25 protein-coding genes and 2 pseudogenes are annotated in these 26,993 nt (G+C 54.7%); 13 read left to right on the forward strand and 14 right to left on the reverse strand.

Annotated elements, in window-relative coordinates; genetic code table 11:
- The 5 genes and pseudogenes from GM30_RS27840 to GM30_RS08105 all read right to left on the reverse strand — a co-directional run.
- A pseudogene (locus GM30_RS27840) lies at nt 1–665 on the reverse strand (hypothetical protein); the annotation flags it as partial.
- A 2,402-nt stretch (nt 666–3,067) separates the two neighbouring features.
- A complete protein-coding gene (locus GM30_RS08085; RefSeq protein ID WP_049848195.1) occupies nt 3,068–3,292 on the reverse strand; it encodes a hypothetical protein in 225 nt (74 codons plus the stop codon).
- An 862-nt stretch (nt 3,293–4,154) separates the two neighbouring features.
- Entirely contained in the window at nt 4,155–4,808 is a 654-nt protein-coding gene (locus tag GM30_RS08095; protein ID WP_049848197.1) for an aspartate/glutamate racemase family protein, read from the reverse strand.
- The gene (locus tag GM30_RS08100; protein ID WP_049848198.1) at nt 4,805–5,224 is read right to left on the reverse strand and encodes a GlcG/HbpS family heme-binding protein; all 420 of its coding nucleotides are present in this window, start codon (nt 5,222–5,224) and stop codon (nt 4,805–4,807) included. Before GM30_RS08100 ends, GM30_RS08095 begins: the two co-directional genes overlap by 4 nt.
- On the reverse strand, nt 5,221–5,961 hold the full coding sequence (locus GM30_RS08105; RefSeq protein ID WP_238582622.1) for a bile acid:sodium symporter family protein: 741 nt from the start codon (nt 5,959–5,961) through the stop codon (nt 5,221–5,223). Before GM30_RS08105 ends, GM30_RS08100 begins: the two co-directional genes overlap by 4 nt.
- Here GM30_RS08105 and GM30_RS26580 point away from each other — a divergent pair.
- Nucleotides 5,951–6,127: a hypothetical protein gene (locus tag GM30_RS26580; RefSeq protein WP_162212985.1), complete on the forward strand. Its 177-nt coding sequence runs from the start codon at nt 5,951–5,953 to the stop codon at nt 6,125–6,127. The two genes, GM30_RS08105 and GM30_RS26580, sit on opposite strands and share 11 nt — an antisense overlap.
- 320 nt (nt 6,128–6,447) lie before the next feature.
- On the opposite strand, the gene GM30_RS08110 is transcribed toward GM30_RS26580, so the two are convergent.
- From GM30_RS08110 to mntR, 3 genes are all read right to left on the reverse strand, one after another.
- A complete protein-coding gene (locus GM30_RS08110) occupies nt 6,448–7,488 on the reverse strand; it encodes an aldo/keto reductase (protein WP_049848199.1) in 1,041 nt (346 codons plus the stop codon).
- 101 nt (nt 7,489–7,589) lie between these two features.
- Entirely contained in the window at nt 7,590–8,699 is a 1,110-nt protein-coding gene (locus tag GM30_RS08115) for an SLC13 family permease (RefSeq protein ID WP_049848200.1), read from the reverse strand.
- Nucleotides 8,696–9,169, reverse strand: a complete 474-nt coding sequence (gene mntR, locus GM30_RS08120; RefSeq protein WP_049848201.1) for a manganese-binding transcriptional regulator MntR — start codon at nt 9,167–9,169, stop codon at nt 8,696–8,698. The genes GM30_RS08115 and mntR overlap by 4 nt, the downstream gene beginning before the upstream one ends.
- A 185-nt stretch (nt 9,170–9,354) precedes the next feature.
- Between mntR and mntS the strand changes: the two genes are divergently transcribed.
- Both mntS and GM30_RS08125 read left to right on the forward strand, forming a co-directional pair.
- Nucleotides 9,355–9,480, forward strand: a complete 126-nt coding sequence (gene mntS, locus GM30_RS24045) for a manganase accumulation protein MntS (protein ID WP_072091805.1) — start codon at nt 9,355–9,357, stop codon at nt 9,478–9,480.
- Nucleotides 9,481–9,762: 282 nt separating this feature from the next.
- Entirely contained in the window at nt 9,763–11,346 is a 1,584-nt protein-coding gene (locus tag GM30_RS08125) for a phosphoethanolamine transferase (RefSeq protein ID WP_049848202.1), read from the forward strand.
- A gap of 63 nt (nt 11,347–11,409) precedes the next feature.
- Here the strand turns inward: GM30_RS08125 and ompX are convergent, their stop codons facing one another.
- Nucleotides 11,410–11,925: an outer membrane protein OmpX gene (gene ompX / locus GM30_RS08130; RefSeq protein ID WP_038159858.1), complete on the reverse strand. Its 516-nt coding sequence runs from the start codon at nt 11,923–11,925 to the stop codon at nt 11,410–11,412.
- 354 nt (nt 11,926–12,279) lie between these two features.
- On the opposite strand from ompX, the gene GM30_RS08135 reads away from it, so the two are divergent.
- The 6 genes and pseudogenes from GM30_RS08135 (at nt 12,280) to ybiO (ending at nt 18,385) form a co-directional block, all read left to right on the forward strand.
- Nucleotides 12,280–12,963 carry an EamA family transporter gene (locus GM30_RS08135; RefSeq protein WP_049848203.1) on the forward strand — a complete coding sequence of 228 codons (684 nt, stop codon included), beginning with the start codon at nt 12,280–12,282 and terminating at the stop codon, nt 12,961–12,963.
- Nucleotides 12,964–13,093: 130 nt separating this feature from the next.
- Nucleotides 13,094–13,597: a DNA starvation/stationary phase protection protein Dps gene (gene dps / locus GM30_RS08140; RefSeq protein ID WP_049848204.1), complete on the forward strand. Its 504-nt coding sequence runs from the start codon at nt 13,094–13,096 to the stop codon at nt 13,595–13,597.
- A gap of 360 nt (nt 13,598–13,957) precedes the next feature.
- Entirely contained in the window at nt 13,958–14,704 is a 747-nt protein-coding gene (glnH, locus tag GM30_RS08145; protein ID WP_049848205.1) for a glutamine ABC transporter substrate-binding protein GlnH, read from the forward strand.
- A gap of 93 nt (nt 14,705–14,797) precedes the next feature.
- On the forward strand, nt 14,798–15,457 hold the full coding sequence (gene glnP, locus GM30_RS08150) for a glutamine ABC transporter permease GlnP (RefSeq protein WP_049848206.1): 660 nt from the start codon (nt 14,798–14,800) through the stop codon (nt 15,455–15,457).
- Nucleotides 15,454–16,170, forward strand: a pseudogene (gene glnQ / locus GM30_RS08155) (glutamine ABC transporter ATP-binding protein GlnQ); the annotation flags it as partial. The gene glnP and the pseudogene glnQ, both read left to right, overlap by 4 nt.
- Before the next feature lie 118 nt (nt 16,171–16,288).
- Complete coding sequence (gene ybiO / locus GM30_RS08160; RefSeq protein ID WP_049848207.1) at nt 16,289–18,385, forward strand: mechanosensitive channel protein; 2,097 nt, start codon at nt 16,289–16,291, stop codon at nt 18,383–18,385.
- Here the strand turns inward: ybiO and rlmF are convergent.
- Nucleotides 18,382–19,308, reverse strand: a complete 927-nt coding sequence (gene rlmF, locus GM30_RS08165) for a 23S rRNA (adenine(1618)-N(6))-methyltransferase RlmF (protein ID WP_049848208.1) — start codon at nt 19,306–19,308, stop codon at nt 18,382–18,384. The two genes, ybiO and rlmF, sit on opposite strands and share 4 nt — an antisense overlap.
- A 96-nt stretch (nt 19,309–19,404) precedes the next feature.
- On the opposite strand from rlmF, the gene GM30_RS08170 reads away from it, so the two are divergent.
- Nucleotides 19,405–20,019 (forward strand): flavin reductase family protein, encoded by a 615-nt coding sequence (locus GM30_RS08170; protein WP_049848209.1) that lies wholly within the window; start codon nt 19,405–19,407, stop codon nt 20,017–20,019.
- Nucleotides 20,020–20,324: 305 nt separating this feature from the next.
- Here GM30_RS08170 and GM30_RS08180 read toward each other — a convergent pair whose 3' ends face one another.
- Nucleotides 20,325–20,801 carry a hypothetical protein gene (locus GM30_RS08180; protein WP_049848211.1) on the reverse strand — a complete coding sequence of 159 codons (477 nt, stop codon included), beginning with the start codon at nt 20,799–20,801 and terminating at the stop codon, nt 20,325–20,327.
- A gap of 310 nt (nt 20,802–21,111) precedes the next feature.
- On the opposite strand from GM30_RS08180, the gene GM30_RS08185 reads away from it, so the two are divergent.
- The 3 genes from GM30_RS08185 (at nt 21,112) to GM30_RS08195 (ending at nt 22,275) form a co-directional block, all read left to right on the forward strand.
- The gene (locus tag GM30_RS08185; RefSeq protein WP_049848212.1) at nt 21,112–21,375 is read left to right on the forward strand and encodes a YdgH/BhsA/McbA-like domain containing protein; all 264 of its coding nucleotides are present in this window, start codon (nt 21,112–21,114) and stop codon (nt 21,373–21,375) included.
- 125 nt (nt 21,376–21,500) lie between these two features.
- The gene (locus GM30_RS08190) at nt 21,501–21,767 is read left to right on the forward strand and encodes a DksA/TraR family C4-type zinc finger protein (protein ID WP_049848213.1); all 267 of its coding nucleotides are present in this window, start codon (nt 21,501–21,503) and stop codon (nt 21,765–21,767) included.
- A gap of 283 nt (nt 21,768–22,050) precedes the next feature.
- A complete protein-coding gene (locus GM30_RS08195; protein WP_049848214.1) occupies nt 22,051–22,275 on the forward strand; it encodes a YdgH/BhsA/McbA family protein in 225 nt (74 codons plus the stop codon).
- 90 nt (nt 22,276–22,365) lie between these two features.
- Here the strand turns inward: GM30_RS08195 and ybiB are convergent, their stop codons facing one another.
- From ybiB to rhlE, 3 genes are all read right to left on the reverse strand, one after another.
- Nucleotides 22,366–23,331 (reverse strand): DNA-binding protein YbiB, encoded by a 966-nt coding sequence (ybiB, locus tag GM30_RS08200; protein WP_049848215.1) that lies wholly within the window; start codon nt 23,329–23,331, stop codon nt 22,366–22,368.
- 19 nt (nt 23,332–23,350) lie between these two features.
- Nucleotides 23,351–25,495 (reverse strand): ATP-dependent DNA helicase DinG, encoded by a 2,145-nt coding sequence (gene dinG, locus GM30_RS08205; RefSeq protein ID WP_049848216.1) that lies wholly within the window; start codon nt 25,493–25,495, stop codon nt 23,351–23,353.
- Between the two features lie 94 nt (nt 25,496–25,589).
- Nucleotides 25,590–26,948 (reverse strand): ATP-dependent RNA helicase RhlE, encoded by a 1,359-nt coding sequence (gene rhlE, locus GM30_RS08210; protein WP_049848217.1) that lies wholly within the window; start codon nt 26,946–26,948, stop codon nt 25,590–25,592.
- Between the last annotated feature and the right edge of the window lie 45 nt (nt 26,949–26,993).

Raw genomic sequence — 26,993 nt, forward strand, 5'->3', positions numbered from 1 at the left:
GGTGAAGCCGGTGTTGACGCTGACCCCGTCCATGCTGGCATTGCTGACCATCAGCTGTCCGGCGCTGCCGTCGGCGTTAGTACCGACCACGTAACCGTTGAGGCTGTTGGAAGGCTGCGTTGGCAGGGTGTAGTCGGTGTAATGCACTTCGCTGCCGCTGCCGTCGTTACCGTTCACCCCTTCCACCGTGGTGTTGGTGCTGTCCGGGGAAATCAGACCAGAGCCGGTGACGCTGTCATCGATATACACCGTGCCGTTATTGACCACATGGCCCGCACCGGCATTGGCAAAGGCGTATGAATCACTGGCGTAGATGTTAATCGTACCGTTGTTTTCAATCACCGCGTCTGCTGTGGATTTGGCATCCAGCTGCATACCGATAAGGCCGGTGGCATCAGTACCTTCCGTACCCTGATGGTGCCGTTATTCACCAGCTGAGCATTGTTGCTGCCGTTCATGGCGACGGCATTGCTTTGCGACAGGTTGATAGTGCCGTCATTCAGGGCAACCGTATTGCTGTGGTTCATGTTGACAGCCGTCGAGGTGCCGTCATAGTTCACCACACCCCCGCTCTGGTTCCAGAAGGTACTCTGGGTGGCATAATCAGCCTGCGCGTCAATCAGTACTGCGCTGCCACCGGTCTGCGTGATGGTACCGCTGTTAATGATGGCGTTATTATCACCGTTTCCCAGACGCAGGCTGGATCTGCTGCCCTGGCTGCCATCAGTGGTAATCGTTCCCTGGTTATTCAGGACACTGCCATTATCACCCTGCCACGTCCGCTGGCCGGTTAACACCAGCGTACCGTCTGCGGCATTGTTGAGCGTGGTGTTGTCTGTCCAGAAATCCTGGCCGTTGTCGGCATACCAGGTACCGTGGTTGGTAATGGCAGCGTTATTTGTCAGTCTGCCCCCGTTGTGTATTTCGCCGCCAGCGGCGTTCACCACGGCTCCACCGCTGATTGCCATTTGTTTCCCGGCATAGACACCGCTGTTGCTGAATGTGCCGCCCGTCTGCGTCAGTGTCCCGTTCAGGGTGCCATCGTTGCTGAACTGTCCGCCGTTGACGTTCATGGCAGAATCAATCACCGCGTCGGTCTGGTTGGTCAGCACCGCGTCTGCATCAGTAAGAGCGATTTTCTGCCCGGTGACGGTCCCGGCGTTGCTGACGCTGCCGTCAATCAGGGCGTTATTGGTCAGCGTCGTGGTATCACCCGCCTGCGCCATCACGCTGCCGTCGGCATAGACGGTGCTGACAGCGCTGTCGGTCGGGTTGTAGGTCGCCGCGTCCTGGCAGTCGCCACCGGCGCAGATGGTACCGTAGTTAACAATCACCCCAGTGCCGTCGTTGTAGAACGCCTGACCATAATCGGCGTTAATGTTAATAACGCCGGTTTCATCATTGATGGCGGTACCGCCATTGGTAACCGCCATTGCCACCAACCACGGTGTATCCTCTCCTACAGTAGGATCTGATGAAAGTGTGATGCTTCCGGCGTTGGTCGCCACGCTTCCTGCTCCGGTAGCCAGCATCCCGGTTCCCGCGTTTATAACCTCAATAGCACCATTGTTGGTAGAAGTCGAACTCGTTGTTGAGGCCATTGCACCACCATAGGCGACAATGCAATTGAGTGAAGTACAGTCCAGTAAAGAACCATCAATGGTTTTCCAGTCTCCGCTATGACTTATAACGCCTGTATTACTGTTTGTTGCAGAAGAGTCAGCGGTTGTGATAATGCCCCATGTATTGCCACCATCAGATGTGATGAATCCATTGTTTTCAACGGTAGATGTGTTATTTCCGGAAATTGCAGAAAATTGATACGCAGAGTTAATTAATGTACCTGAGCTAAAGCCCATTTTATCATTAAAAGCCGCACCGCTGGTTTGTGTTACCTGAATGGCTCCATCATTAACTATTGTTGCTGAATTACCTGCCAACGCACTGGGATATGAGGCCACTTGTGCATATGCACTGCGATCGACAGCTAATGAAATATTCCCGGTTGCTGTATTGACGATGGTGCTTCCTGATTCGCCAGAAATAACGGAAAGTTGTGACACACTATAAAACGCATCACTAGTAATTTCGCCTTCATTTAGCACCTGGCTTCTGTTACTGGCTTGAATGATACCGTGGCTGTTTAACACTGCAGCATACGATGACATTTCAGAATCAATACTGAGAGTCGAATCCTCATTCAGTGTCAACAATGCCGAATCATTGACTTTTGCAAATGACACATTGTTGCTATATCCGCTACGTGTTGCGTAACTGGACTCACCACTGATGCTAACGCTGTTGCCCTGACCGCTTACGTCTATCCCCGTCACTACAGGAGCGGCATTCCATCCTGTGGTGGTATCAAGGCTGGACACATCTACACCATCCGCGATGGATACAGTGTTATTGTTCCCCGATACGTTAAGGCCCGTGACATTATCCTGATAGAGTGACGAACTATAAGCAGCCTGGTCCGTGTAATATGGTGTCGCTTTAACATCCAGTGTACCGCTAATAGCAATGTTATTAAAATCACCATTAACGGCAACCCCTACCAGATCTCGACCATAAGGTACATCAAGTGAAATATCACGTTCTGAATTGACAGTAACGCTACCATCAATCAGCACAGTCCCTGCGCTGTCGGCAGTATTATTTGAGGTAATATTAACACCAATAAAACCATCACCCTGCGCGAAACGCAGGCCAGTATCATCATTCAAACCATCAGTATTGGATGCAGTAACATTTAAGTCGCCACTCAAATCAACGTTAGCGGCCAACCCTGAAATAGTCACACCCGTGGCAGAGGTGTCGACGTTGATAGTTCCGCTGTTGTTAAAGCTGGCGTTGTCGCCGCTGACGCTGACGCCCACAGAGCCTGCGTCTTTGACGGTAATCGTCCCGCTGTTATCAATCTTCGCCGTCGCACCGTTCACCGCGATGCCCGTCGCGCCGTTGGTAACGGTAATGTCGCCCTGCTGGTCGAAACTGGCGTTGTCGCCGTTGATGATGGTGCCTGCGGAGCCTTCACCGTCGGCGGTGGTGTCACCGGTGTTCACAATCACCGCGTCGTTACCGTCCACTTTAGTGCCGGTACCGCCGCCGCTGCGCCGTTATTGACCACCGCGCCGTCGCCGGTAATCGCTGTACCGGTTGAGCCGCTGCCGTCCACCGTCGCGTTGCCGTTGTTGTTGATTTGTGCGTTATCGCCATCGACTTTAGTGCCGGTGCCGCCGCCCGTCGCGGCGGTATCACCGTTGTTGACCACCGCGTCATCGCCGGTCACCGCCGTACCGGTGGAGCCGTCGCCGTCGACGATGGTGTTGCCGTTGTTGTTTACTTCCGCACCGTCGNCCGGATTTGACGTAAGTAAAGGTGACCGGGCCGTCGCTCTGGCCGGTAACGGCGTCAAAGGTGATGGTTTTGGTGGTCTCATCCAGGGTCACGCCATTGCTGTATGTCATCACTGTGGGTGATGGATCGGGATCGGGTGTCGGGTCGGGATCGGGCGTCGGGTCCGGGTCTGGCGGGGTCGGGCCAGTGTCAGCGGAGGAATGGCTGTCGCCATCGTCGTCGCTGTACACCGCAATGCCCACGGCGGCACCGACGGCCGCAACGCCAGCGGCAACCCATTCAAGCAGGTTGTCGTCGGTCTTACATTGTGCGGCATATTTTTCTTTGTCGGCGGCGCTGAGTTTCGTGCTGTCATCGCTGCAGTTAATGGTCTGGGGTTCGGTTTTAGAAATATCGTTTGTTTCCGCCGCAAAGCTGTTGCCGCTTAAGGCCATAGCAATGCAGATCGAAAGGGTACTTCTCTGCCTGAGGTTCATTGTATGTCTCCTGGGAATAAATCACACAGTGCGAGGGATAAAATAAAAGGGAGTGGGTGTGCACCGTGGCAATATTAAAACGGCAAACGTTCACCGAATAAATGGGTGGGAATGTGCAAAAATAATGTAATTATTGTTAACGTGTTAATTTACATGATTATTTTTAGGGTTTTTATTGGGCTGATAAATATTAAACAGTAAATGTAGAAATAATTAAAAAATAAGGATTGAGTATTTTGAATATATTATTCATTCATGCGGTGAATATAAAAAAGCCTGCGCAAGGGCAGGCTTTTGTGTTTTTGAAAAACAGCTAACTCACGCTTCTGCCAGCGCTTTCAGCCAGCGAACGCCGCTTTCCGGCGAGGTCAGCACCGGCACTGGCGGGGTGGGGAGTTGTTGTAATACGCGGGCCATTGACGCCTGCGCCAGCATGATCACGTCCGCTGAGGCAAAGGCGTTTTTCAGCCCTTCGCTGACGATGCGGTCATGGGTGGCGTTGTCACCCGCCAGCAACGCGTGGAATGCGTCTTCCATCAGTACCGGTACTACCTCGCGCGGTTTGCCGCTCTCCTGCACCTTGCGTTGTACGTAGCTGAGCGTCGGTTTCAGCGTGGTGGCGACCGTCGCCAGCACCGCAATGCGCTGGCCCTGTGCAATGGCGTTTTCCACCATCGCGCAGTCGATGCGGGTCAGCTGCAGCGGCGTCATAAACTGGCACTGCTCAACGGCGGTACCGATGGACGAACAGGCGGTCATGAAAATCTCGCAGTCCGCTTTTTCCGCAATCTGAATGTAACCCGCGATGCGCGCGCTGATGGCCGGGGTCACGCCACCGGCTTTCATCACCTGCTTGATCATCGATTCTTCAACAAGGTGCATCACCTCCGCCTGCGGCATGATGTCAGCCATCAGCTGTTGCATCATGGCGAGGGTGGCGGCGCTGGTGTGCAGCATGGCAATCTTTTTCATTGTGCAATTTCCTCTGTGAGCAGGGCGGCAACCGCCACCGCCGCGTCGTGATCTTCTACCGCCGACAGTCCGCCGACGGCCACGGCACCCAGGCATTTACCGTCACGCATCACCGGGACGCCGCCGGGCAGCGCGGTAAAGCGCGGGTCGGCAAAGTAGCTGATATCCAGCTGTTCTTTTTGCAGGCGCTGCAGGAACGCCTGCGTGGTGCAGCCCATGCGACTGCTGGTGTGTGCCTTGCGCTGGGTCAGTTCGACCGTCAGCAGTTTCGCGTTATCCATGCGGGCAAAGCACAGCAGTTCCCCGGTGGCATCGCACACCGCCACGCTGAGCGGTCGCTGGTTGTACTGGGTTTCGGCGAGCGTCAGGGCATATTCCTGCGCCCGACGTGCCTGCTGCAACGTCAATGTGGTCATGATAATTTTCCTTTTGAGAGAGAGTCAGTCGCGGCCAGCGGTGCGTCAGCAGCGGCGGCGGCTTTCGCGGCGCGGGCGTCTTTCTTACGCCAGTAGTTGGCGAGCAGTGATCCGCTGACGTTGCCGAGCGGCGTCATCACCGCCGAGGCCAGACCGACGGTAGCCAGTTTGCCCATCGCGGCAGCCAGCCCCGAGGCCATCCCACCGTTCTGTAAGCCCACTTCGAAGGCCACGGTACGGGCGGACTGCACGTCCATGCGGAAGATCCAGCGGCTCATCAGGTAGCCGATGAAGAAGCCGCCGAGGTTATGCATCAGCATGGCGAAGCAGAGCAGGAAACCGACCTGCACCAGATTGTCGCGCCCGGCAGCGGCGGCCGTGGTGGTGAAGAAGATAATGCCCAGCATCGAGATGGTCGGCATGATGTTTTTGATGCTGGTGAAGCGTCCGTACAGCCAGTTGTAGAACAGCGCCCAGATAATGCCACCGGTAACGAAGTTCAGGACCACGGCGTACATCTGCGCGTCGGCGCTGGCGGTGCCGAACAGCGAATCCCAGCCACCGGCAATCATGTACAACAGCCAGACGGCGCTGATACCTGCCAGCCCCTGCACCACACGGCGGCCATTGGCGCTGGCGTAGGTTTTCAGGTAGTCATGCAGAATGGCGGCACCAATCGGGATCAGCACGATTTTCACCACGTCCATCACCATCGCGGTGAGCTGGATGTCGATCATCGACCCGGCCAGCAGATTGACCCACAGCGGCGTCATCACAGTGGCGGGAAGTGTATTTTTCTTTGTCGGTGGTGCTGAGTGTGCTGCTGTCGTCGCTGCAGCTGATGGTCTGGGGTTCGTTTTTGGTCGTGTCGTTGGTATCCGCCGCAAAACTGTTGCCGCTTAAGGCCATGGCGATACATAACGAAAGAATGCTTCGTCTTTTTTCCATTGCAATTACCCGTCCTGAATGAGTTATTTTTTGCTGGTAATAAGGGGTTCAATCCAGCGCGGGAATATTATTTTTGCAATGGTCAGAAAAAGAAATAGATCGGGATCGTGCCCGATTCGAAAATAACAATAACCCACTGAATTACAGTGGGTTATGAGGATGTATATTATCTACATGATATTTTCAGGAAAACTTAATTCATCAATGTAAATCGATATTTTACTTTAATCATAATTGCGGTAAATATATATAAATATAGTCACCGCCAGTTACGCTTATTTCGCGGCCAGTTGATTACGACGATATTCCCCCTGACGCTCCAGCATCCAGCCGGGGTATTCACGCGGTAATTCGCTGACGGCATTCAGTTGCTGCAGCTCATCTTCGGTGAAGCGAATATCCGTTGCGGCCAGGTTATCCTGTAACTGGTTCGCGCGTTTAGCGCCAATAATCACGCTGCTGACCACCGGCTGGTGCAACAGCCACGCAAGGGCGATTTGCGCGACGGATACGCCTTTGCTGTCGGCGATGGTGCGCATCACGTCCACGCAGTCGAACGCGCGATCTTTGTTCACCGGCGGGAAGTCAAATTCCAGTCGGCGACCACCGGCTTCGCCCTGCCCGTTGCGGTCGTATTTACCGCTCAGCAGACCGCCCGCCAGTGGGCTCCAGACCATCAGCCCGACGCCTTCGCTTTGCATCATCGGCACCAGCTCGCGCTCCAGGTCTCGCCCGGCGATGGTGTAATACGCCTGCAGCGAAACAAAGCGTGCCAGCCCGAGCTTGTCGGAAATGCCCAGCGCCTTCATGATTTGCCATGCCGCCCAGTTCGACACGCCGACGTAACGCACGTGGCCCTGCTGCACCAGGCTGTCCAGTGCGCGGAGCGTCTCTTCCATCGGCGTTGCCGGATCAAAACCGTGCAGCTGATAGAGATCGAGATGATCCAGCTGCAAACGGCGCAGGCTCTCTTTGACGCTATTGATGATGTGATAGCGCGAGCTGCCACGCGAGTTGACGCCCGCGGTGCCGGTTTCGCCAAACACTTTGGTTGCCACCACCACATTTTCACGCGGCACTTTCAGGTTTTTCAGCGCCTGACCGGTGATCTCCTCCGAACGTCCTTCAGAATAGACGTTGGCGGTATCGATAAAGTTAATGCCCGCATCCAGTGCGCTGCCCACCAGTTGTTCCGCTTCTGCCTGACGCAACTGACCAATCTTGCCCCACATGCCGCCTTCACCACCGAACGTCATGGTGCCGAGGCACAGTTCAGACACAAACAACCCGGTATTGCCTAGTTTCTGGTATCTCACAGGAGTCTCCTCGAATTGAATGATGCGAGTGCCCTATAGTTATAGCCAGTGGTGAATTATTGCGAATGGGGCATTTCTGCCCGTTTCTTGCCTGATCCTGTTTATCTGCTTTGCAGCAGCAGATAACCGGTGATGGCGGCCCATGCGAGAACAGGCAGCGAATAGAGGTGAAAGCGCCACCAGATGCGGCGATCGTTGGCCATGCGTAGCGCAATAAGATTGGCCAGCGACCCTGGCAATAGCCCAAACCCGCCGACGTTCACCGCCCAGGCGAGCAGCGTGGTCGGCGGCACGTAATTCAGTAGCAGAATCGTCGATGGGACGTTACTGATAAACTGCGACAGGCCAATGGCCGTCAGCCACAGGCCGCCATCTGAGAAGTGACCCACGCCGGTCAGCTGATAATGCAGCGCGGGAAGCTGCGTCAGCAGATGCACATCGATAAACATCGCCACAAACACCAGCAGCAATGACCAGTCGACGCTCAGTACCACGCGCCTTGCCAGCAGCAGGAAACCGACGGCGATCAGCGCCAGCCCCCACAGCTCCAGTTTCAGCTCAAGGGCGATGAGAAAGACCAGGTAAAACGCCAGACAGCTCCAGACTAAAACCGGCGACCATTGCGGCGTGCGGTCGCTACTCTGAAAAACCAGCGCTTTCGCCGGGAAACAGAACCAGCACAGCACCAGCAGCGACAGCATCATCGCCAGCGCCAGCGGGAACATCTCGCCAATAAACGCGGTAAACGACAGGCCGGAGCGCCCCCACAGCAGGATGTTTTGCGGATTGCCGATGGGCGTCAGCAGTGAACCGGCGTTGACCGCCAGCGCTTCGAAAATAATCAGCCGGTTGACCGGGATCGCGCACCACTTTTTCAGCGTCAACGTGAGCGGCACGATGATGAACAGTGCGACGTCATTGGTTAAAAAAGTCGACAGCAGCGCGGCGGCGAGCAGCATAAACAGCGCGATTTGCCGTTCAGTCACAAACCGGCGGGCCATTTTTCGCCCGAGCACGTCAAAGTAGCCGCTCTGCTCCACCCCTTTGGTGAGCAGCATCAAGCCACAGAGCGTGATAATAGTGTGCCAGTCAATGGCGGCGAGCCATTTTTGCGGGGCAAAGGGAACCCAAAAACTTAACAGGATGCCGATAACAATCAGCAGATGCAGGAACCTATCGCGCGCCAGCGCGCGCAAAAACGGCAGATTCATTCAGAGCGTTGCCCCTGCCTGAGGGTGAACTGGTGAAAGACGTCGAGGGTTTCCTGGCTGACGTGGTGCTCAATGCCTTCCGCGTCACGGCGGGCGATCTCCGGGCTGACACCAAGCACCAGCAGGAAATTTTCTACGATATGGTGACGAATACGGCTCTCTTCCGCCAGTCGTTCCCCTTCAGCGGTCAGGAACACACCACGCCACGGGATCTGTTCGATCAGCCCGACGCTCGCCAGCCGCTTGAGCATTTTGGCGACGGTGGGTTGCGAGACGCCTAACCGGGCGGCCATATCCACCTGACGGGCTTCGCCCACTTCACGGATCAGATCGGAAATCAGCTCGACATAGTCATCAATCAGCTCGCGACGATGCGCCTCGCGCACCTGGCGAAAGGCTTCAACGTGCTCTTCCACATTGACCAGGTGCGTCACTTTTTTCTTCACTGGCGACCCCTCGCGACGACTCATTGTACTTCCCCATTAATGCAACGCGTCAAAGCATCATATAAAGAAGCACCATTGTAAAGGATCGCGCCGATAGCACAAAAATTTAACGCGTTAGCCATAGCTATATAATATAGCCTGTGCTATATCTGTATATAAGACAGACAGTCTTCATGGATTGAAGAAGCCATATGTCCCGGGAGGTCACGATGAACGAACTGAAGAGGTGCTTACGCGTGTTTACTCACTCTCCTTTTAGAGTACGACTGATGCTGCTCAACATGTTGTGTGATTACATCAACAACAAACCGCAGCCGGATAAACCTTCACACTAAAAAGCGGCGTCGCGGTACGCCGCTTCATTTTTTTGTCACAATCCCCTGCCAGACTGGCGTCAGCATCAAAAAATCCGCGTGATTTTTACGGATTTGCAGACTTCCTCGCAAAACATTTGCTTATCAGTAGTTGACCTTCTTATAGCGCCGCTCTATCTTCGTGCAGCCCTGCATGGCTTATGGCATACAGCTGAGAACCTTTCTCGTTTTTCTCGCACTATCCCGGCAGGTTTTAACCCTTGACGCCAGGGGAAGCACATGGCGTTTTTTTGATAGTGACCTATGAATTTAACCCTGAAAGATTCACTTGCTGCCCGCGGTGTGGCCTTAAGCCCGTGGACTGGTTTCTATGTTCTGCAATCTCTGCTGATTAACCTCGCGCTGGGTTATTCCTTTAGCGCACTTTATACAGTGGCGTTTGCCTGCGTCCTGCATCTGCTGTGGCGTTCTTTTCCGCGCGTACAGAAAGTGCTTATCGGGGGATATTCGCTGGTCGCGGCTTTCTATTTTCCGTTCTCGCAGGCGTACGGCGCACCAAACTTCAATACCCTGCTGGCGCTGCACTCGACCAATATGGAAGAGTCGACGGAAATTCTCACTATTTTCCCATGGTACAGCTATTTTATCGCCGTGTTTATTTTCGCCCTCGGCGTGATTGCCGTGCGCCGCAACGTGACGGAAAGCAAGCCGTGGGGAAAACTGGAAAAACTGGCGCTGGTGTTCTGCGCCGGCACGTTTTTCGTCCAGCCGGTGCAAAACCTGGCGTGGGGCGGCGTGTTTAAAGTGATCGACACCGGTTACCCGGCGCTGCGCTTTGTGAAAGACGTGATCGTCAGCAACCATGAAGTGCTGGATGAACAGGCGCGGATGGCGGAACTGTCGGGCATGAAAGACACGTGGAATATCGTGGCGGTGAAGCCGAAATATCACACCTACGTGGTGGTGATCGGCGAAAGCGCGCGCCGCGACGCGCTCGGTGCCTTTGGCGGTCACTGGGATAACACGCCGTTCGCCAGCCACGTGAACGGCTATTTGTTTACCGATTATATTGCCGCCAGCGGCTCGACGCAGAAGTCCCTCGGCCTGACGCTCAACCGCGTGGTCGACGGCAAACCGCAGTATCAGGATAACTTCGTCACCCTCGCCAACCGCGCGGGTTTCCAGACCTGGTGGTTCTCGAACCAGGGGCAGATTGGCGAGTACGACACCGCCATCGCCAGTATCGCTAAACGTGCCGACGAAGTGCAGTTTCTCAAAAGCGGCGATTTCGAAGCGGACAAAAACACCCGCGATGAGGCGCTGCTGAAAATGACCGCCCAGGTGTTTTCTACCGAGCGCACGCAGCCGCAGCTGATTGTGCTGCACCTGATGGGCTCACACCCGCAGGCATGTGACCGGACGCAGGGGAAATACGCGGAGTTTGTGCAGTCAAAAGAGACGTCGTGCTACCTCTACACCATGACGCAAACCGACGAACTGCTGAGCAAGCTGTACGATCAGCTGCGCAATACCGGCGACAGCTTTTCGATGGTCTATTTCTCCGACCACGGGCTGGCGTTTAAAGAGCGCGGCAAAGAAGTGCAGTACCTGGCGCATGACGATAAGTTCCAGCAGAACTTCCAGGTGCCGTTTATGGTGCTGTCGAGCGATGATAAATCGCACCGCATCGTGAAAGCGCGTCGTTCAGCGAACGACTTCCTGAACTTCTTCTCTCAGTGGACGGGCATTAAAGCGAAAGAGATTGCCTCGCGCTACCGCTTCATCTCTGAGCAGAAAGCCGGTGCGGTGTATATCACCAATTTCAAACTGCAGAAGGTCGATTACAACCACCTCGGCACCGACATCTTCAGTACCAAAAGCCGTTAAGCGCGACATCGCAGGCAAAAAAAATCCGCCCATGAGGCGGATTTTTTATTATCACCGACGTGATTAGAAACGGTAACCAACGCCTGCGATCCAGGTGCCAACGTCAACGTTACGAATGCGAGACTGCTCGTAGGAGAAGTCCAGAGCCACGTTCTCGATCGGGTTGAACTGGAGACCCGCACCGTAGGAGAAGCCGTAATCGCTGGTGTCAGACTTGCTAGCCGGGAAGTCGTTCGCCTGGAATTTACCGTAGCCAACACCCACTACACCGTAGATGCTTGCCCAGTCGTTGATGCGGTAAGCCGGACCCGCAGTGATACCGTAGTACTGGCCTTTGTTGTAGATGCCGTTTTCGGTACGATCTTTTTCAGTGTAAGTAAAGGAACCGATAACACCGAGCGGGTTGCTGTCGTCGAACTCGTAACGGTACTTCAGGTTGAAACCGTTAGTTTTGTTAGCAACGCCCTGCATATCGCTCTGAGCGTAACCACCGGTAACGGTAGAAGTACCTGCAACAGCAGAACCTGCGGAAACAGCCAGAACTGCGGCCAGTGCTGAAAGACATGCAATTTTTTTCATAACCACCTCAAATGTGCTTCAAGTAAATCCTAAGTTTTAAATATATCAAAAATTGTTAAGAAACTCTTTCCACTTTACGCTGTCTAAAGACCCATTTCATGTAACCAAACGTTTCCACGACTGACTATACCTTTCATAAATCAGCGAATTTACGGAATATTACGCCATTATGGCGAGTATTACACCCGCACCTCATCCAGATTAATCCTAATTTGGTAGCGTAAAAAACCGACAGCGTGACGGCATTCTACGACTTTCCGGCTGGTTTTTTTTCAACAATCGCTAAACCGCGGAGGGGTAATTCATTTACACTGACGGTTTTACGTCCTTTGACAAAAACTGACAGGAGAAAGGATGCCTGGGTCGTCCCGCACCACGCCAGCCTGGCTGCCAATTCTGGTAATTATCATTGCAATGTGCTCCATACAGAGCGGCGCATCGCTGGCTAAATCGTTGTTTCCGTTGGTCGGCGCGCCGGGCGTCACCGCGCTGCGACTGGCGCTTGGCACCCTGATCCTGGTGGTGGTGTTTAAGCCATGGCGGCTGCGTTTTGAAAAATCAAAGCGCCTGCCGTTGCTGTTATATGGACNGCCCGGTGCGGCGCTGGCGCTGGGCGCGGGCGCGGGCTGGGCGGTGTACATTCTGACCGGTCAACGGGTAGGCGAAGAGCACGGCGCGGCGACGGTATCCGCAGGCTCGCTGATCGCCGCCATTGTATTCGTTCCGATTGGCGTGATGCAGACCGGCGAAGCGCTGTGGCAGTGGTCGCTGCTGCCGCTGGGGCTGGCGATTGCGGTACTCTCCACCGCGCTGCCCTATTCGCTGGAGATGATTGCCCTCACCCGCCTGCCAACGCGCACTTTTGGCACGCTGATGAGCATGGAGCCCGCGCTGGCGGCGATCTCCGGGATGATTTTCCTCAACGAAACGCTCACCTTTACCCAGTGGATGGCGTTGCTGGCGATTGTTACCGCATCGATGGGGTCGGCGTTAACGGTGCGCGGCAGCAGCAAACTCAAAGAGGTGGATATCAGCTAATTTCTGACAGTGACATGCATTTTTCGCTATCAAACCGATAGGTACAGCGTGAATCATACTGTCAGGATCCGGTGCTATACTTATTTCCGTTAATTATCGGGGATAATACATTTCAAGAGGATATGAGATTATGGCTACCGCTAAACTGGTAAAAACTAAAACATCTAATCTGCTTTATACTCGCAACGATGTATCGGACAGTGACAAGAAAGCCACGGTTGAACTGCTCAACCGCCAGGTCGTCCAGTTCATTGACCTGTCACTGATCACCAAACAAGCCCACTGGAATATGCGCGGTGCAAACTTTATCGCCGTCCATGAAATGCTGGATGGCTTCCGTACTGCGCTGACTGACCATCTGGATACCATGGCAGAACGTGCCGTTCAGCTTGGTGGCGTAGCGCTGGGCACCACGCAGGTTATCAACACCAAAACGCCGCTGAAAAGCTATCCGCTGGATATTCATGACGTTCAGGATCACCTGAAAGAGCTGGCTGACCGCTACGCTATCGTGGCGAACGATGTCCGTAAGGCCATCAGCGAAGCGAAAGACGACGATACCGCTGATATCTTCACCGCGGCGTCCCGCGACCTCGATAAATTCCTGTGGTTTATCGAATCCAACATCGCGTAATTCATCATGCCACTCTGAAGCCCTCCACCTTCGTGGGGGGTTTTGCACATTTATGGTGCAGCTTTCTGCACCATAACTCGCCTAAGTAAATTAATTGTAATAATCTCCTCACACAATCGTTAACAAAAGATTGTTTTATCACCGGCTCTTGCGTTAAAAAACACCTTCCGTCGCGGTGCACAAAACCTGCACCAAAATGACGCCCCATAACGGTGCATTCAGGCTGAATCCTGCCCGTTGCTGTGCATCGCCAGTTTCTACAGTTGTTATAAAACAACAAGTTGCAAACATGGCACGATTTTTTCATATTGCCCTGTGTTCTTGCAGGGGATCGCCCCGTGGATAAAAAAAGGAAATTCTATGAAGTCTGTACTCAACGTATCACTGGCTGCACTGACCTTGGCTTTTGCGATGTCCTCTCAGGCTGCGGAAAAACAACTGGTTGTCGCGACCGACACCGCATTTGTCCCCTTTGAATTTAAGCAAGGCGATAAATACGTCGGTTTTGACGTTGATCTGTGGGCGGCTATCGCCAAAGAGCTGAAGCTTGACTACACCCTGAAACCGATGGATTTCAGCGGGATCATTCCGGCGCTGCAAACCAAAAACGTTGACCTGGCGCTGGCCGGTATCACCATTACTGACGAACGTAAAAAAGCGATCGACTTCTCCGATGGCTACTACAAAAGTGGTCTGCTGGTGATGGTTAAGGCCAATAATAACGACGTCAAAAGCGTGAAAGACCTGGACGGCAAAGTCGTGGCCGTGAAGAGCGGTACCGGTTCGGTTGATTATGCGAAAGCCAATATCAAAACCAAAGATCTGCGTCAGTTCCCGAACATCGATAACGCGTATATGGAACTGGGCACCAACCGTGCGGACGCCGTGCTGCACGACACGCCGAACATCCTGTACTTCATCAAAACCGCCGGCAACGGCCAGTTTAAAGCGGTGGGCGAATCGCTGGAAGCGCAGCAGTATGGCGTCGCGTTCCCGAAAGGCAGCGACGAGCTGCGTGAGAAAGTGAACGGCGCGCTGAAAACCCTGCGCGAAAACGGTACGTACAACGAAATCTATAAAAAATGGTTCGGTACCGAACCTAAATAATTCCGCCTGAATTCAGGTTTGTAACGCCCGGTGGCGCTTGCGCTTACCGGGCCTACATTTTTCATTTTTCACCACGGTTTACAGGAATACATCATGCAGTTTGACTGGAGTGCCATCTGGCCTGCCATTCCGCTTTTGATGGAAGGCGCCAAAATGACGCTGTTGATCTCTGTTGTCGGCCTGATTGGCGGCTTGATCATCGGTCTGGCGGCGGGTTTTGCGCGCTGCTTTGGCGGCTGGATTGCCAACCATATCGCACTGGTCTTCATCGAAGTGATCCGCGGCACCCCGATCGTCGTGCAGGTGATGTTTATCTACTTCGCCCTGCCGATGGCGTTTACCGACCTGCGCATTGATCCGTTCAGCGCCGCCGTCGTCACCATCATGATTAACTCAGGTGCCTACATCGCGGAAATCACCCGCGGTGCGGTGCTGTCGATTCACAAAGGCTTCCGCGAAGCCGGTCTGGCGTTGGGCCTGTCCCGCCGCGAAACCATTCGCCACGTGATCCTGCCGCTGGCGCTACGCCGTATGCTGCCGCCGCTCGGCAACCAGTGGATCATCAGCATCAAAGATACCTCGCTGTTTATTGTTATCGGCGTCGCCGAGCTGACCCGTCAGGGCCAGGAGATCATCGCGGGTAACTTCCGTGCCCTGGAAATCTGGAGTGCGGTCGCCGTGTTCTATCTGATCATCACCCTGGTGCTGAGCTTCATTCTGCGTCGTCTTGAAAGAAGGATGAAAATCCTGTGATTGAATTTAAAAACGTCTCCAAGCACTTCGGCCCGACCCAGGTGCTGCATAACATCGATCTGAGCATTAAACAGGGCGAAGTGGTGGTCATTATCGGGCCGTCCGGCTCCGGTAAATCCACGCTGCTGCGCTGCATTAACAAGCTGGAAGAGATCACCAGCGGCGAGCTTATCGTCGATGGTCTGAAAGTAAACGATCCGAAAGTGGACGAACGCCTGATTCGCCAGGAAGCGGGCATGGTGTTCCAGCAGTTCTACCTGTTCCCGCACCTGACGGCGCTGGAAAACGTCATGTTTGGTCCGCTGCGTGTTCGTGGCGCAGACAAAGCCACGGCGGAAAAACAGGCGAAAGATCTGCTGGCAAAAGTGGGGCTTGCCGAACGCGCGCACCACTACCCGTCTGAGCTTTCTGGCGGTCAGCAACAGCGCGTCGCCATTGCCCGTGCGCTGGCGGTAAAACCGAAAATGATGCTGTTTGATGAGCCGACTTCGGCGCTGGATCCGGAACTGCGTCATGAAGTGCTAAAAGTGATGCAGGATCTGGCGGAAGAAGGCATGACGATGGTGATTGTGACCCACGAAATCGGCTTTGCGGAGAAAGTAGCGTCCCGGCTGATTTTCATCGACAAAGGCCGCATCGCGGAAGATGGCAACCCGCAGGCGTTAGTGAAAAATCCGCCGAGCCAGCGTCTGCAGGAGTTTCTGCAGCACGTTNTGCTCTCTCCCCGCCGGGGAGAGAGTGATTTCCCCACCAGATTTATCTCAAAACCCGCGCGCCTCCGTCTGCCTTCTATACTTATCATTTCGTTAGAGTTTTTAGACGGAGGTTATCGTGCCCTGGGTTTTGCTACTTCTTTTCGCACTGTTCAGTGCGCCGCTACAGGCGGTGACCATCCCGGGCGTAACCCCCAGCACCTCGTCCGATGCCAGCCAGACGCCTGCGCAGGAGCCGGATCTGGCGCAGAAAAAAGCGGCCTATGCGGCGCTGGCTGGCGGACTGGAAANGCTTGAGAACGTCACCGATCTCAGCCGTCATTATGGCGAGCAGCTGTCGTCGCGCTTCGCCCAGCTCTGGCGCAACATCACCGGCTCTCCGCACAAGCCGTTTAACCCGCAAACCTTCACCAGCGCCCTGACCCATTTCCTGCTACTGGCAGCGCTGGTGTTCGCCATCTACGGTGCCCTGCGCCTCTGCGCGCTGCCGCTGTACCGCAAAATGGGGCAATGGGGACGGCGGAAAAACCGCGAGCGCAATAACTGGTTACAACTGCCGTCAATGATTGTCGGCGCGTTTATTATCGATCTTATGTTGCTGGCATTGACGCTGTTTATCGGCCAGATGCTGAGCGATAACCTGAACGCGGGCAGCCGCACCATCGCCTTTCAGCAGAGCTTGTTTTTAAATGCCTTCGCCTTGATTGAATTTTTCAAAGCCATTCTGCGGCTGATTTTTTGCCCACGGGTTGCGGATCTGCGACCGTTTAACACCCAGGACGACGTCGCACGCTACTGGAACTTGCGCCTGAGCGCGCTGAGCAGTCTCATCGGCTACGGGCTGATTGTGGCGGTGCCGATTATCTCTAACCAGATCAACGTGCAGGTTGGCGCGCTGGCGAACGTGGCGATTATGCTGGTGATCACCCTCTGGGCGCTGCGACTGATTTTCAGCAACAAACAGCACATCACCCGCAGCCTTCAGCAGCTTGCCGACCATTCGCTACCCTTCTTCAGCCTGTTTATCCGCGCCTTTGCGCTGGTGTGGCACTGGGTGGCGAGCGCCTACTTCATCGTACTGTTCTTTTTCTCACTGTTCGATCCGGGCAACAGCCTGAAATTCATGATGGGTGCGACGGTACGCAGCCTGGCCATTATCAGCATCGCCGCGTTCGCCTCCGGCATTCTCTCGCGCTGGATTGCGAAAACCATCACCCTGTCGCCGGAGACGCAGCGCAACTATCCTGAGCTGCAAAAACGGCTCAACGGCTGGATTTCCGGATCGCTGAAGTTCGCCCGCTTCCTGATCGTCTGCGTGGCGGTGATGCTGATGCTCAGCGCCTGGGGGCTGTTCGATTTCTGGCAATGGCTGCATTACGGCGCGGGGGAGAAAACCGTTGATATCCTGATCCGCATCGCACTGATCCTCTTTTTCTCTGCCGTGGGCTGGACAGTGCTCGCCAGCCTTATCGAAAACCGCCTCGCCTCGGACATACATGGTCGCCCGCTGCCCAGCGCGCGCACCCGGACGCTGCTGACATTGTTCCGTAACGCGCTGGCGGTGGTGATCAGCACTATCACGGTGATGATTGTGCTGTCAGAAATTGGTGTGAATATTGCCCCGCTGCTGGCCGGTGCCGGGGCGTTGGGTCTGGCGATTTCGTTCGGTGCGCAGACGCTGGTGAAGGATATTATCACCGGGATCTTTATTCAGTTTGAAAACGGCATGAATACCGGCGATCTGGTGACCATCGGGCCGCTGACCGGCACAGTGGAACGGATGTCAATTCGGTCGGTGGGCGTGCGTCAGGATACCGGCGCGTATCACATCATTCCGTGGTCGTCGATCACCACCTTCGCCAACTTTGTTCGCGGCATTGGTTCGGTGGTGGCGAACTACGATGTCGATCGTCATGAAGATACGGATAAAGCCAATCAGGCACTGAAAGACGCCGTGGCCGAGTTGATGGAGCAGGAGGCGATTCGCGGGCTGATCATCGGCGAACCGTCGTTTGCCGGGCTGGTGGGACTGACCAATACCGCGTTTACCCTGCGCGTCTCCTTCACCACCCTGCCGCTGAAGCAGTGGACCGTACGTTTTGCGCTGGATACACAGGTGAAAAAACACTTCGATCGCGCGGGCATTCGCGCCCCGGTGCAGACCTATCAGATGCTGCCTGTCGGCGGTGCCGCGCCCGAAGGGCCGACAATCTAACGCGGGCGTGAGGCGAAACGACGACGCTGTTCGTCGTTCATAAAGGTCCAGGCGATAAAGCGACTCTGCTTTTGCCCCTGGGCCATCTCTTTTTTCACCACTTTCACCGCGCCCGCCTGCGTCAGCGCGCGGTACAGTTCCGGCAGGTTATCGCCACGGGACACCAGGGAAGTAAACCACATCACCTGACGCCCAAACGACGCGCTTTCGGCAATCATTTTGCTGATGAATGCCACTTCGCCGCCCTCGCACCACAGTTCCTGCTTCTGACCGCCAAAGTTGAGCGCTTCGTTTTTATCCTGCCCCAGATTGCGGCGCTTGCGCTCACTCACCTGCCGTGCCGCGGCGGCAGAATCATGGAATGGCGGGTTACACAGCGTGGCATCGTATTCTTCATTTTTATGGATGATGCCTGTAAAAATCTGCTCCGGGTTTTTCTGCCGCCGCAGACGGATCTGACGGCTCAGTCCGGCGTTGCCGCTGACAATCGCCTGCGCACTGGCAAAGGCTTCCGCATTCACTTCGCTGCCGGTAAACCGCCAGCCGTATTCATGGGCGCCAATCAGCGGATAAATACAGTTTGCACCGATGCCGACGTCAAGAAGAGTGGCATTACGCGGGATCTCGCCAGTCGTTTCACCCAGTAGATCCGCCAGATGGTGAATATAATCCGCGCGCCCTGGCACCGGTGGGCAAAGAAAACCGTCCGGGATATCCCAGTTTTCGACGCCATAAAAATGCGCCAGCAGCGCTTTGTTCAGCGCTTTCACCGCCAGCGGGTCGGCAAAGTTGACCGTCTGCTCACCCGCCGGGTTAAACGTTAAAAACGGTGCCAGCTGCGGGCTGGTCTGGCTCAACGCGGTGAGATCGTAGCGGGTGTTATGGCGGTTACGCGGGTGCAATCCCGGCTTCTGGGCTGTCATGGTTTTCTCCTGTTTTCCGCGCGTAAGATACCCGTTGACGGCGGCGGGGTAAATAAGTGAGGCTGGAGAAAAATCATGACCACAACAAGGTGCGCTATGTATTTCTATCAACCCTCACAGGGTCACGGGCTGCCGCACGACCCACTGAACGCCATTATCGGCCCACGCCCTATCGGCTGGATAGCGTCTCTTGACGCGCAAGGGCGACGTAATCTGGCACCCTACAGTTTCTTCAACTGTTTCAACTATCGCCCCCCCATTATTGGGTTCGCCAGTAGCGGCTGGAAGGACAGCGTGCGGAACATCGCGGAGACGAAAGAGTTCGTCTGGAATCTGGCGACGCGGGAGCTCGCCAGCGCCATGAATGAAACCTCTGCCAGTCTGCCGCAGGGCGAAGACGAGTTTGCCTTTGCCGGGCTGACTCCGGCGGCAAGCCGGTTCGTCAACGCGCCGCGCGTGGCGGAAAGCCCGGTACACTTTGAATGCAAGCTGTCACAGTGTATTCAGCTTACCGCCGCCGACGGCACGCCCATTGACACCTGGCTGGTGCTCGGCGAAGTGGTCGGCATTCATATCAATGAAACACTGCTGGAAAACGGCATTTACCAGACCGCAAAAGCCAACCCGGTACTGCGCGCTGGCGGCCCTACCGCCTATTACACCATCAGCGACAGCCACCGGTTTGATCTCGTCCGGCCGGATGCGCGGTAATTTCAATAACACTCTGGCTGTTTCTTACAACAGCCAGACCAGGATTGGCAATTCTGGAAGTGGTTCTTATGTGATACGCCAAAGGAACCACATGATTACCGCTATCCCGCCAAAGGGTATGATAAATGACAGCGCTGGATAATCAGGAAACCATTCATGGGTGTAATATCCTAAAAATACAAATACAGCTAACAACGCAAAACCAATAAGATAATCCCTTATATCTTTCCATAACAGTCTGGCAGCTTCCTTCAAAAGCCAAAGTATCAGAGCCATGCCTTTTAGGCATATTTTTAGGAAAGGCATTATAAAATCACTCTTTTTAAAAACCTAACCACTTCATTCTGACTGGATATTAATAAGCGCGGGTTATAAAACTCAGCCGGAAGATGTTCCTCTAACAGAAAAAAGAACATCTCAAGCTTATTTTTATATAATAAATCATAATAATCTCGATTCAACATTTTTAACCGCCTTGCGGACAGACTTGCTATATGCGTTACACCAAGAAAATCCAATGCAATTGCACCCCAGGTGATATAAGTATTTAACTTTCGGCGTACATGCGTCGTTAGTGAAAGTGAATTCGCTGCCTTTTTTGCAATGGCATACGCCAAAGACTGCCGGGCAAAATGGCGCGTTCTTAAGCTCGCCAGAGCACCAGTCACTGACATAACGGAAAATTGACCTATCTCAGCCGCAGATAAGTTGCATGCATTAATTACTGCAGATATAAAACGTTGCTGTAAACCATTAATCGTTAGATATACAGGGTTAGCCATTTTTATTTCCTTAGCATTTATGATATTTATATTTTAAAGAAAGAGACAACTCATCTTAATGCCAGAAAAGAAAAAAGAAATCTTCATTTTTAATAAATCGATTTGTTATTTGAGAAGAATGTATATTATGCTTCCCCATATTCACACGATATATACTTCATATTACGTTACTCTATGTAAAACAATGCGTTATATGTCAGGTTATGTCATTCAAAAAATACGCAGTCCACCATCAATTTTTTGCGCTAATCGTCGCGTCGTGACCACCTACACTTCTACAGTAAGTTGTCGAAACAGAGAGGTTGTCACCATGAAAAGAAGTCTTGCGTTGATTGCTGCTGGCGTACTCGCCGCCTTCTCTTTCGCATTGCAGGCTGAGCCGCAGCAACTGAACCGGGGTGAAACCGGCCAGCTCCTTCCGGCCGGCACCGTGTCCGTCAGCGGCGCCAGCAGTCTGGACGATCTACAGGATAAACTGGCAGAAAAAGCCCATCAAGAAGGGGCAACCGGTTATGTGATTAACGGTGCCAGCGGCGAGAACAAAATGTTCGGTACCGCCACCATCTATAAATAATCCCCTTTGCGCTTCATCCGAATGCACTCACGCCGTGGGTGCATTATTTATTCTTTTCCCTTGTTTGTTTAATTTTTGACCACATATAATAACCTTCCATGATATTACAACGCCGGAGGTGAGACATGGCTTCAGGTTGGGCAAATGATGACGCCGTTCAGCAACAGATCGACAGTACCGTTGATGATGCCGTTGCACGCGTGAGAAATGCCATTTCAGGCGGTGAAAGCCTCAAATTTTGTGATGAATGCCGTGAAGCGATCCCGGAAGCGCGCAGGAAGGCCGTGCCCGGCGTCAGATACTGCATCAAATGCCAGCAGCAGAAAGATTTACATAACTCTACATTTTCGGGATATAATCGCCGAGGATCAAAGGATAGCCAGCTTCGCTGACAAATCCTGACCGGTTTACACAGAACAACCCAACGTCTTTACGACCACGTTTTCTGGCGAAATAAGTCGCAATCTGTGCCTTTTTCGCCAGGTGATCGTCGTCACATTTTCCTTTCGTGCTATTTCAAAAATTAATTTATTAATAATCAATAAATTAATAATTATTCAAATTATTTGATGAAGACCATCAATTATGTTCGATTTTCTCCACCGACAAAAACCGTGATACTCATCACATCGACGGAACATCGTCCTCTACTGAATAACCTGCGAGAATCTGAACATGAAAAACATTAAATATGCTGTTGCTGCTATCGCTCTTTCTACTCTGTCTTTTGGTGCTTTTGCTGCTGACGCCGTTTCTCCGGCGCAGGCAAACAGCCTGAATAAAATTGGTGTGGTTTCCGCTGAAGGCGCGAGCACGCTGGACGGTCTGGAAGCAAAACTGGCTGAGAAAGCGGCGGGGGGGGGGGCTACAAGTAAGCCACTTACCCTCTGTGTTGATTAACCCTCATTAACCCTGTTTGTTACCCTTGCTTGCCCGTCCTCGCCACTGGACGGGCTTTTTTTTGATCGTGGTTCGCGAAAAATCCATCCGTTACCAGTATTCCGCCACCCGCGCCAGTCCGGCGTCGAGGCTTTCCACTTCACCGGCCGCCAGCAAACAACAGGCCAGCTGGATTTTCAGCGACTGCGGCACCGGTTCGCTACCTGCCACGCAGCGCTCGATCCAGCGCGCGGTGACCATCGGATCTTTTGACTCCGGCAGCACAACGCCCTGGTTATCTTCACGTTGCCGCTCCACCAGCACCTGAACGCCATTTTCATCAATCAGATTTAACTGCGGGCAGCGCTGTGGGCTGGCATATACCTCGCCTTCCGTACCGTGCAGCAGAATGCCGCGGCCGCCGATATCGTTGAAAAAGCTGGCGACGCGAGTGATATATTCCGGGTGAGAGACGCTCGACAGACGCAGCGCCGCGCTTTCCGCAAACGGCGTTGCCAGCTTCGCCAGCGTGTGTGCGCTGTTGCGCACGCCCATCCGCCAGCGCATGGCAAGCTGTTTTTCCATCGGCGGGCAAAGCGCGCTGACCGGCATATACACCGGCTGGTGGCCATCCAGTTTTGCCTGCGCCTGTCCGGCGTGGCGCGTCGCCTCGACGCCAATCATCTCGAAAATCGTTTCCGTCAGGATGCGGGTGGGATCTTCACTCACGCCATGCACCACCACCGGGAAACCCAGTTTGTGCAGCAGCATGGCGAGCAGCGGCGTCAGGTTAGCCTGTTTGCGCGCGCCGTTATAGCTGGGAATAACAATCGGCATCAGCTTTGTGACGGGCGGCGTCAGGCGAATGGTCTGCTGCTGCATCGCCTCATAAAAGCCGCGCATTTCCGCTTCCCCTTCGCCCTTGATGCGCAGCGCAATGAGGATACCGCCCATTTCCAGATCCGGTACGTCGCCTTCCAGCATGCGCGTATACAGCGCGCGTGCGGTATCGAAATCGAGGTCACGGGCATGGTTCTTTCCTCGCCCGACTTCTTTGATGATAGTGCGATAATCCATGTGAACTCCTTGCCTCAGGCTACCGTCGTTTACGACGGCTCTGTTTTGCTTTGCTTTTTACTATAACCTCTGGCATATCAGGTTGCTCGATAGGAAATACCGGCAGCGCGTTGAGTAAGCGCTTACCATAGCTTTTGCTCAGCAGACGCTTGTCATAAATCACCACTTCGCCCCAGCAACTGTGGCTGCGAATCAGACGCCCGACCTGCTGGATCAGGTTAAACGAGGCGCTCGGCAGGCTCTGCACTTCAAACGGATAACGATTCAGGCTCTTCAACCATTCGCCTTCGGTGATCACCACCGGGCTGTCGATGGGCGGAAAGGCGATTTTATGGATATGCACCTGACTTAACAGCTCGCCTTTCAGATCGAGCCCCTCTGCGAAGGACTGCAGCCCCACCAGCACGCTGCGCTCCCCGCTCTCCACGCGCTTGCGGTGCAGTTCCACCAGCCGGTAGCGCGGCTGATCGCCCTGCACCAGCAGTAGCAAACGCAGGTCAGTGACATATTCCAGAAAACGCTGCATCGCCCGCCCGCTGGCAAACAGCACCAGCATGCCGAGATGCTGTTTGCTCTCCAGCGACTGGCGGAAAAACGCGGCCATTTCGGCGATGTGCTGCTCTTCGTTTTCCATCAGCGGCTCGTAGCGCATCTGCGGAATGACGATTTTGCCCTGCTCAACGTGATTGAAGGGTGAATCCAGCGCCACAAAGCGGTCGCCGGCGATCTCTTTCAGGCCGCTCATCTCCTGCAGGCGCGAAAAACTGTTCAGCGAACGCAACGTCGCCGAGGTAACGACAATGTGCGGCACACTGCGCCACAGCAGCTTTTCCAGCTGATCGCTGACGCGAATGCCGACGCAGTGGAACATGATATGCACCTGTCCGTCGCGGACGTCACGCGTCGCCCATTTGCTCACCGGCGCACCGGAGGCCTGTACCATTGCCGCCAGCCGCCATAGCTTGCTCTGGCTTTCAAACATGCCGAGAGCGCGGTTCATCTGCAACAGCACGCGGTGTAAACGGACAATATCGTGACTGCCGGTTTTTTCGCTGAGATCGTTGAGAAACAGCTCTGATAGCCCGCGCAGCTGCTCGGTGAGCTTCGCCAGCCGCTGGCAAATCGCCATCACTTCGTCAGGCAGTTCGCCCATGGTGAAACGGTGCTCAGCCTCCTGGGTAGCAGGCATGTAATGATTCAAAATTGTATTCAGCGACGAAATGAGTTCGTACAGCTCTTCGCAGTGCGCGTTCAGCCGTTCCGGGACAGCCAGCGGCGGCGTGGTTTTTGGCCGAAACTGTTCGAGGCAGGTCGCCACCAGTTTGGTGAACAGATCCAGCTGGAGCCGGTACCAGGGGGCGCTGATCTCCGCGTTCATCTCCAGCGCGTCGCGTGCGACATCCGGTAAATGGTGACCTTCGTCGAGCACCAGCAGCAGATTTTTCGGCTCCGGCAGTACCGCTTCGCTCTCCATCGCCGCCATCACCAGCGCATGGTTGGCGACCACCACTTCCGCTTCCTGAATTTCCCGCCGGGCGACGAAAAACGGACATTCACGGTAGTAATGACAGTTGCGGTTCAGACAGCTGGCTTTATCGGTGCTCAACCGCCGCCAGAGATCGTCGTCAATGGCGATATCGGTGTGATCGCGCAGGCCATCCCACTTGTAGCCGTCGAGATCAGCTTTCAGTTTCGCACAGCGCTTCTGCTCTTCCTGATTATTTGGCGTTAACTCGTCGTCAAGAAACGCGAGCAGATCCTGCTGCGTCGGCTCGGTACTGGCGAGCGCCGTCAGGTTACGCGGGCAGACGTAGCGCCCGCGACCAAAAGCGGCGGTAAAGCGGAGGTCGGGGATGATTTTTTTCAGTAGCGGCAAATCTTTACTGAAGATCTGATCCTGCAAGGCAACATTGGCGGTGCTGACCACCAGCGTTTTCTGCTCTTCACGGGCGATGGCGATGCCGGGAATTAAATAGGAGAGGGTTTTCCCGACGCCGGTGGGGGCTTCGATGGCCAGATGCCGCCCTTCATCACCAGCGAGCGTTTTCGCCACATCAGCAATCATCTGCCGCTGCGGGGGTCGCGGGATAAAATCGGGGATCTGCTCCTGAAGCGCCTTATACCAGGCGGCAATCTGCGCCTTCAGCGCGGCGGTAAGTGACATCGGGACAACCTGAATACTGTATAAACAGCCACTATTGTGGCACTTTCCAGGCCGTGGGGCAAAGTAAAAGCCCGGCTTTTCGGCCGNNCGCAAATTACTCTGCTGTCTTACGCGGACGGCGACGACGCGGCTTTTCACCGGTCGGTTTGTCGTCCAGACGGCGCGGCGCTTTGGGCTTCGCGTTACCGCCTTCATTGTTGCGACGCGGCTGCGGTTGCCCGCGTCCCTGATTCTGTCGCTGCCCCTGTCCCTGTCCCTGACCGCGACCACCACGGCCCTGACGACCGTTCTGAATAGGTTCAGCCTGGATGGACGGATCCGGTTCAAAGCCCGGCAGCGCAATGCGCGGGATCTCTTTTTTCAGCAGGCGTTCGATATCACGCAGCAGTTTGTGTTCATCCACGCACACCAGCGACAGCGCTTCGCCGGTTGCCGCCGCGCGACCGGTACGGCCAATACGGTGCACGTAGTCTTCCGGCACGTTCGGCAGCTCGTAGTTCACCACGTGAGGCAGTTCTTCGATGTCGAGACCGCGCGCCGCGATGTCGGTCGCGACCAGCACGCGGAGATCGCCGGATTTAAAATCCGCCAGCGCACGAGTACGCGCGCCCTGGCTCTTGTTGCCGTGGATTGCTGCGCTGCGGATGCCGTCTTTGTTCAGCTGTTCCGCCAGGTGGTTGGCACCGTGTTTGGTGCGAGTGAACACCAGCACCTGCTGCCAGTTGCCCTGGCCGATCATCAGCGACAGCAGCTCCCGTTTGCGTTTCTTGTCGACAAAATGGACGTGCTGCGTCACCTGCTCAGAGGCGGTATTGCGGCGCGCCACTTCGATTTCCAGCGGGTTGTGCAGCAGTTTTTCCGCCAGCGCTTTGATGTCGTCGGAGAACGTGGCAGAGAAGAGCAGGTTCTGACGCTTCGGCGGCAGCTTCGCCAGCACGCGGCGAATATCGTGGATGAAGCCCATATCCAGCATGCGATCGGCTTCGTCGAGTACCAGGATTTCGATGCTGTCGAGTTTCAGCGCGTTCTGATGCTCAAGATCGAGCAGACGCCCCGGCGTTGCCACCAGCACATCCACACCGCCGCGCAGTTTCATCATCTGCGGGTTAATGCTGACGCCGCCAAACACCACCAGCGAACGGATATTCAGGTATTTGCTGTAGTCACGCACGTTTTCGCCGATCTGCGCCGCCAGCTCGCGGGTCGGGGTGAGGATCAGCGCACGGATCGGGCGACGCCCTTTGCCGTGAGGTTCTTTGGTCACTAAATGCTGCAACAGCGGTAAGGTAAAACCGGCGGTTTTCCCGGTGCCGGTCTGGGCGCTGGCCATCAGGTCACGGCCTTCCAGCACCGCAGGGATCGCCTGCTTCTGGATAGGCGTAGGCTCGCGGTAGCCCTGCTCTGCAACAGCGCGCAGGATCTCCGGGTTCAGGCCAAGGGTATCAAACGACATAACAACTCCGCACCGCCCCGACCATCGCAGGTGTAGTTTTCAGGG

The sequence above is a fragment of the Trabulsiella odontotermitis genome (assembly GCF_001188485.1).
Classification (GTDB): domain Bacteria; phylum Pseudomonadota; class Gammaproteobacteria; order Enterobacterales; family Enterobacteriaceae; genus Trabulsiella; species Trabulsiella odontotermitis_A.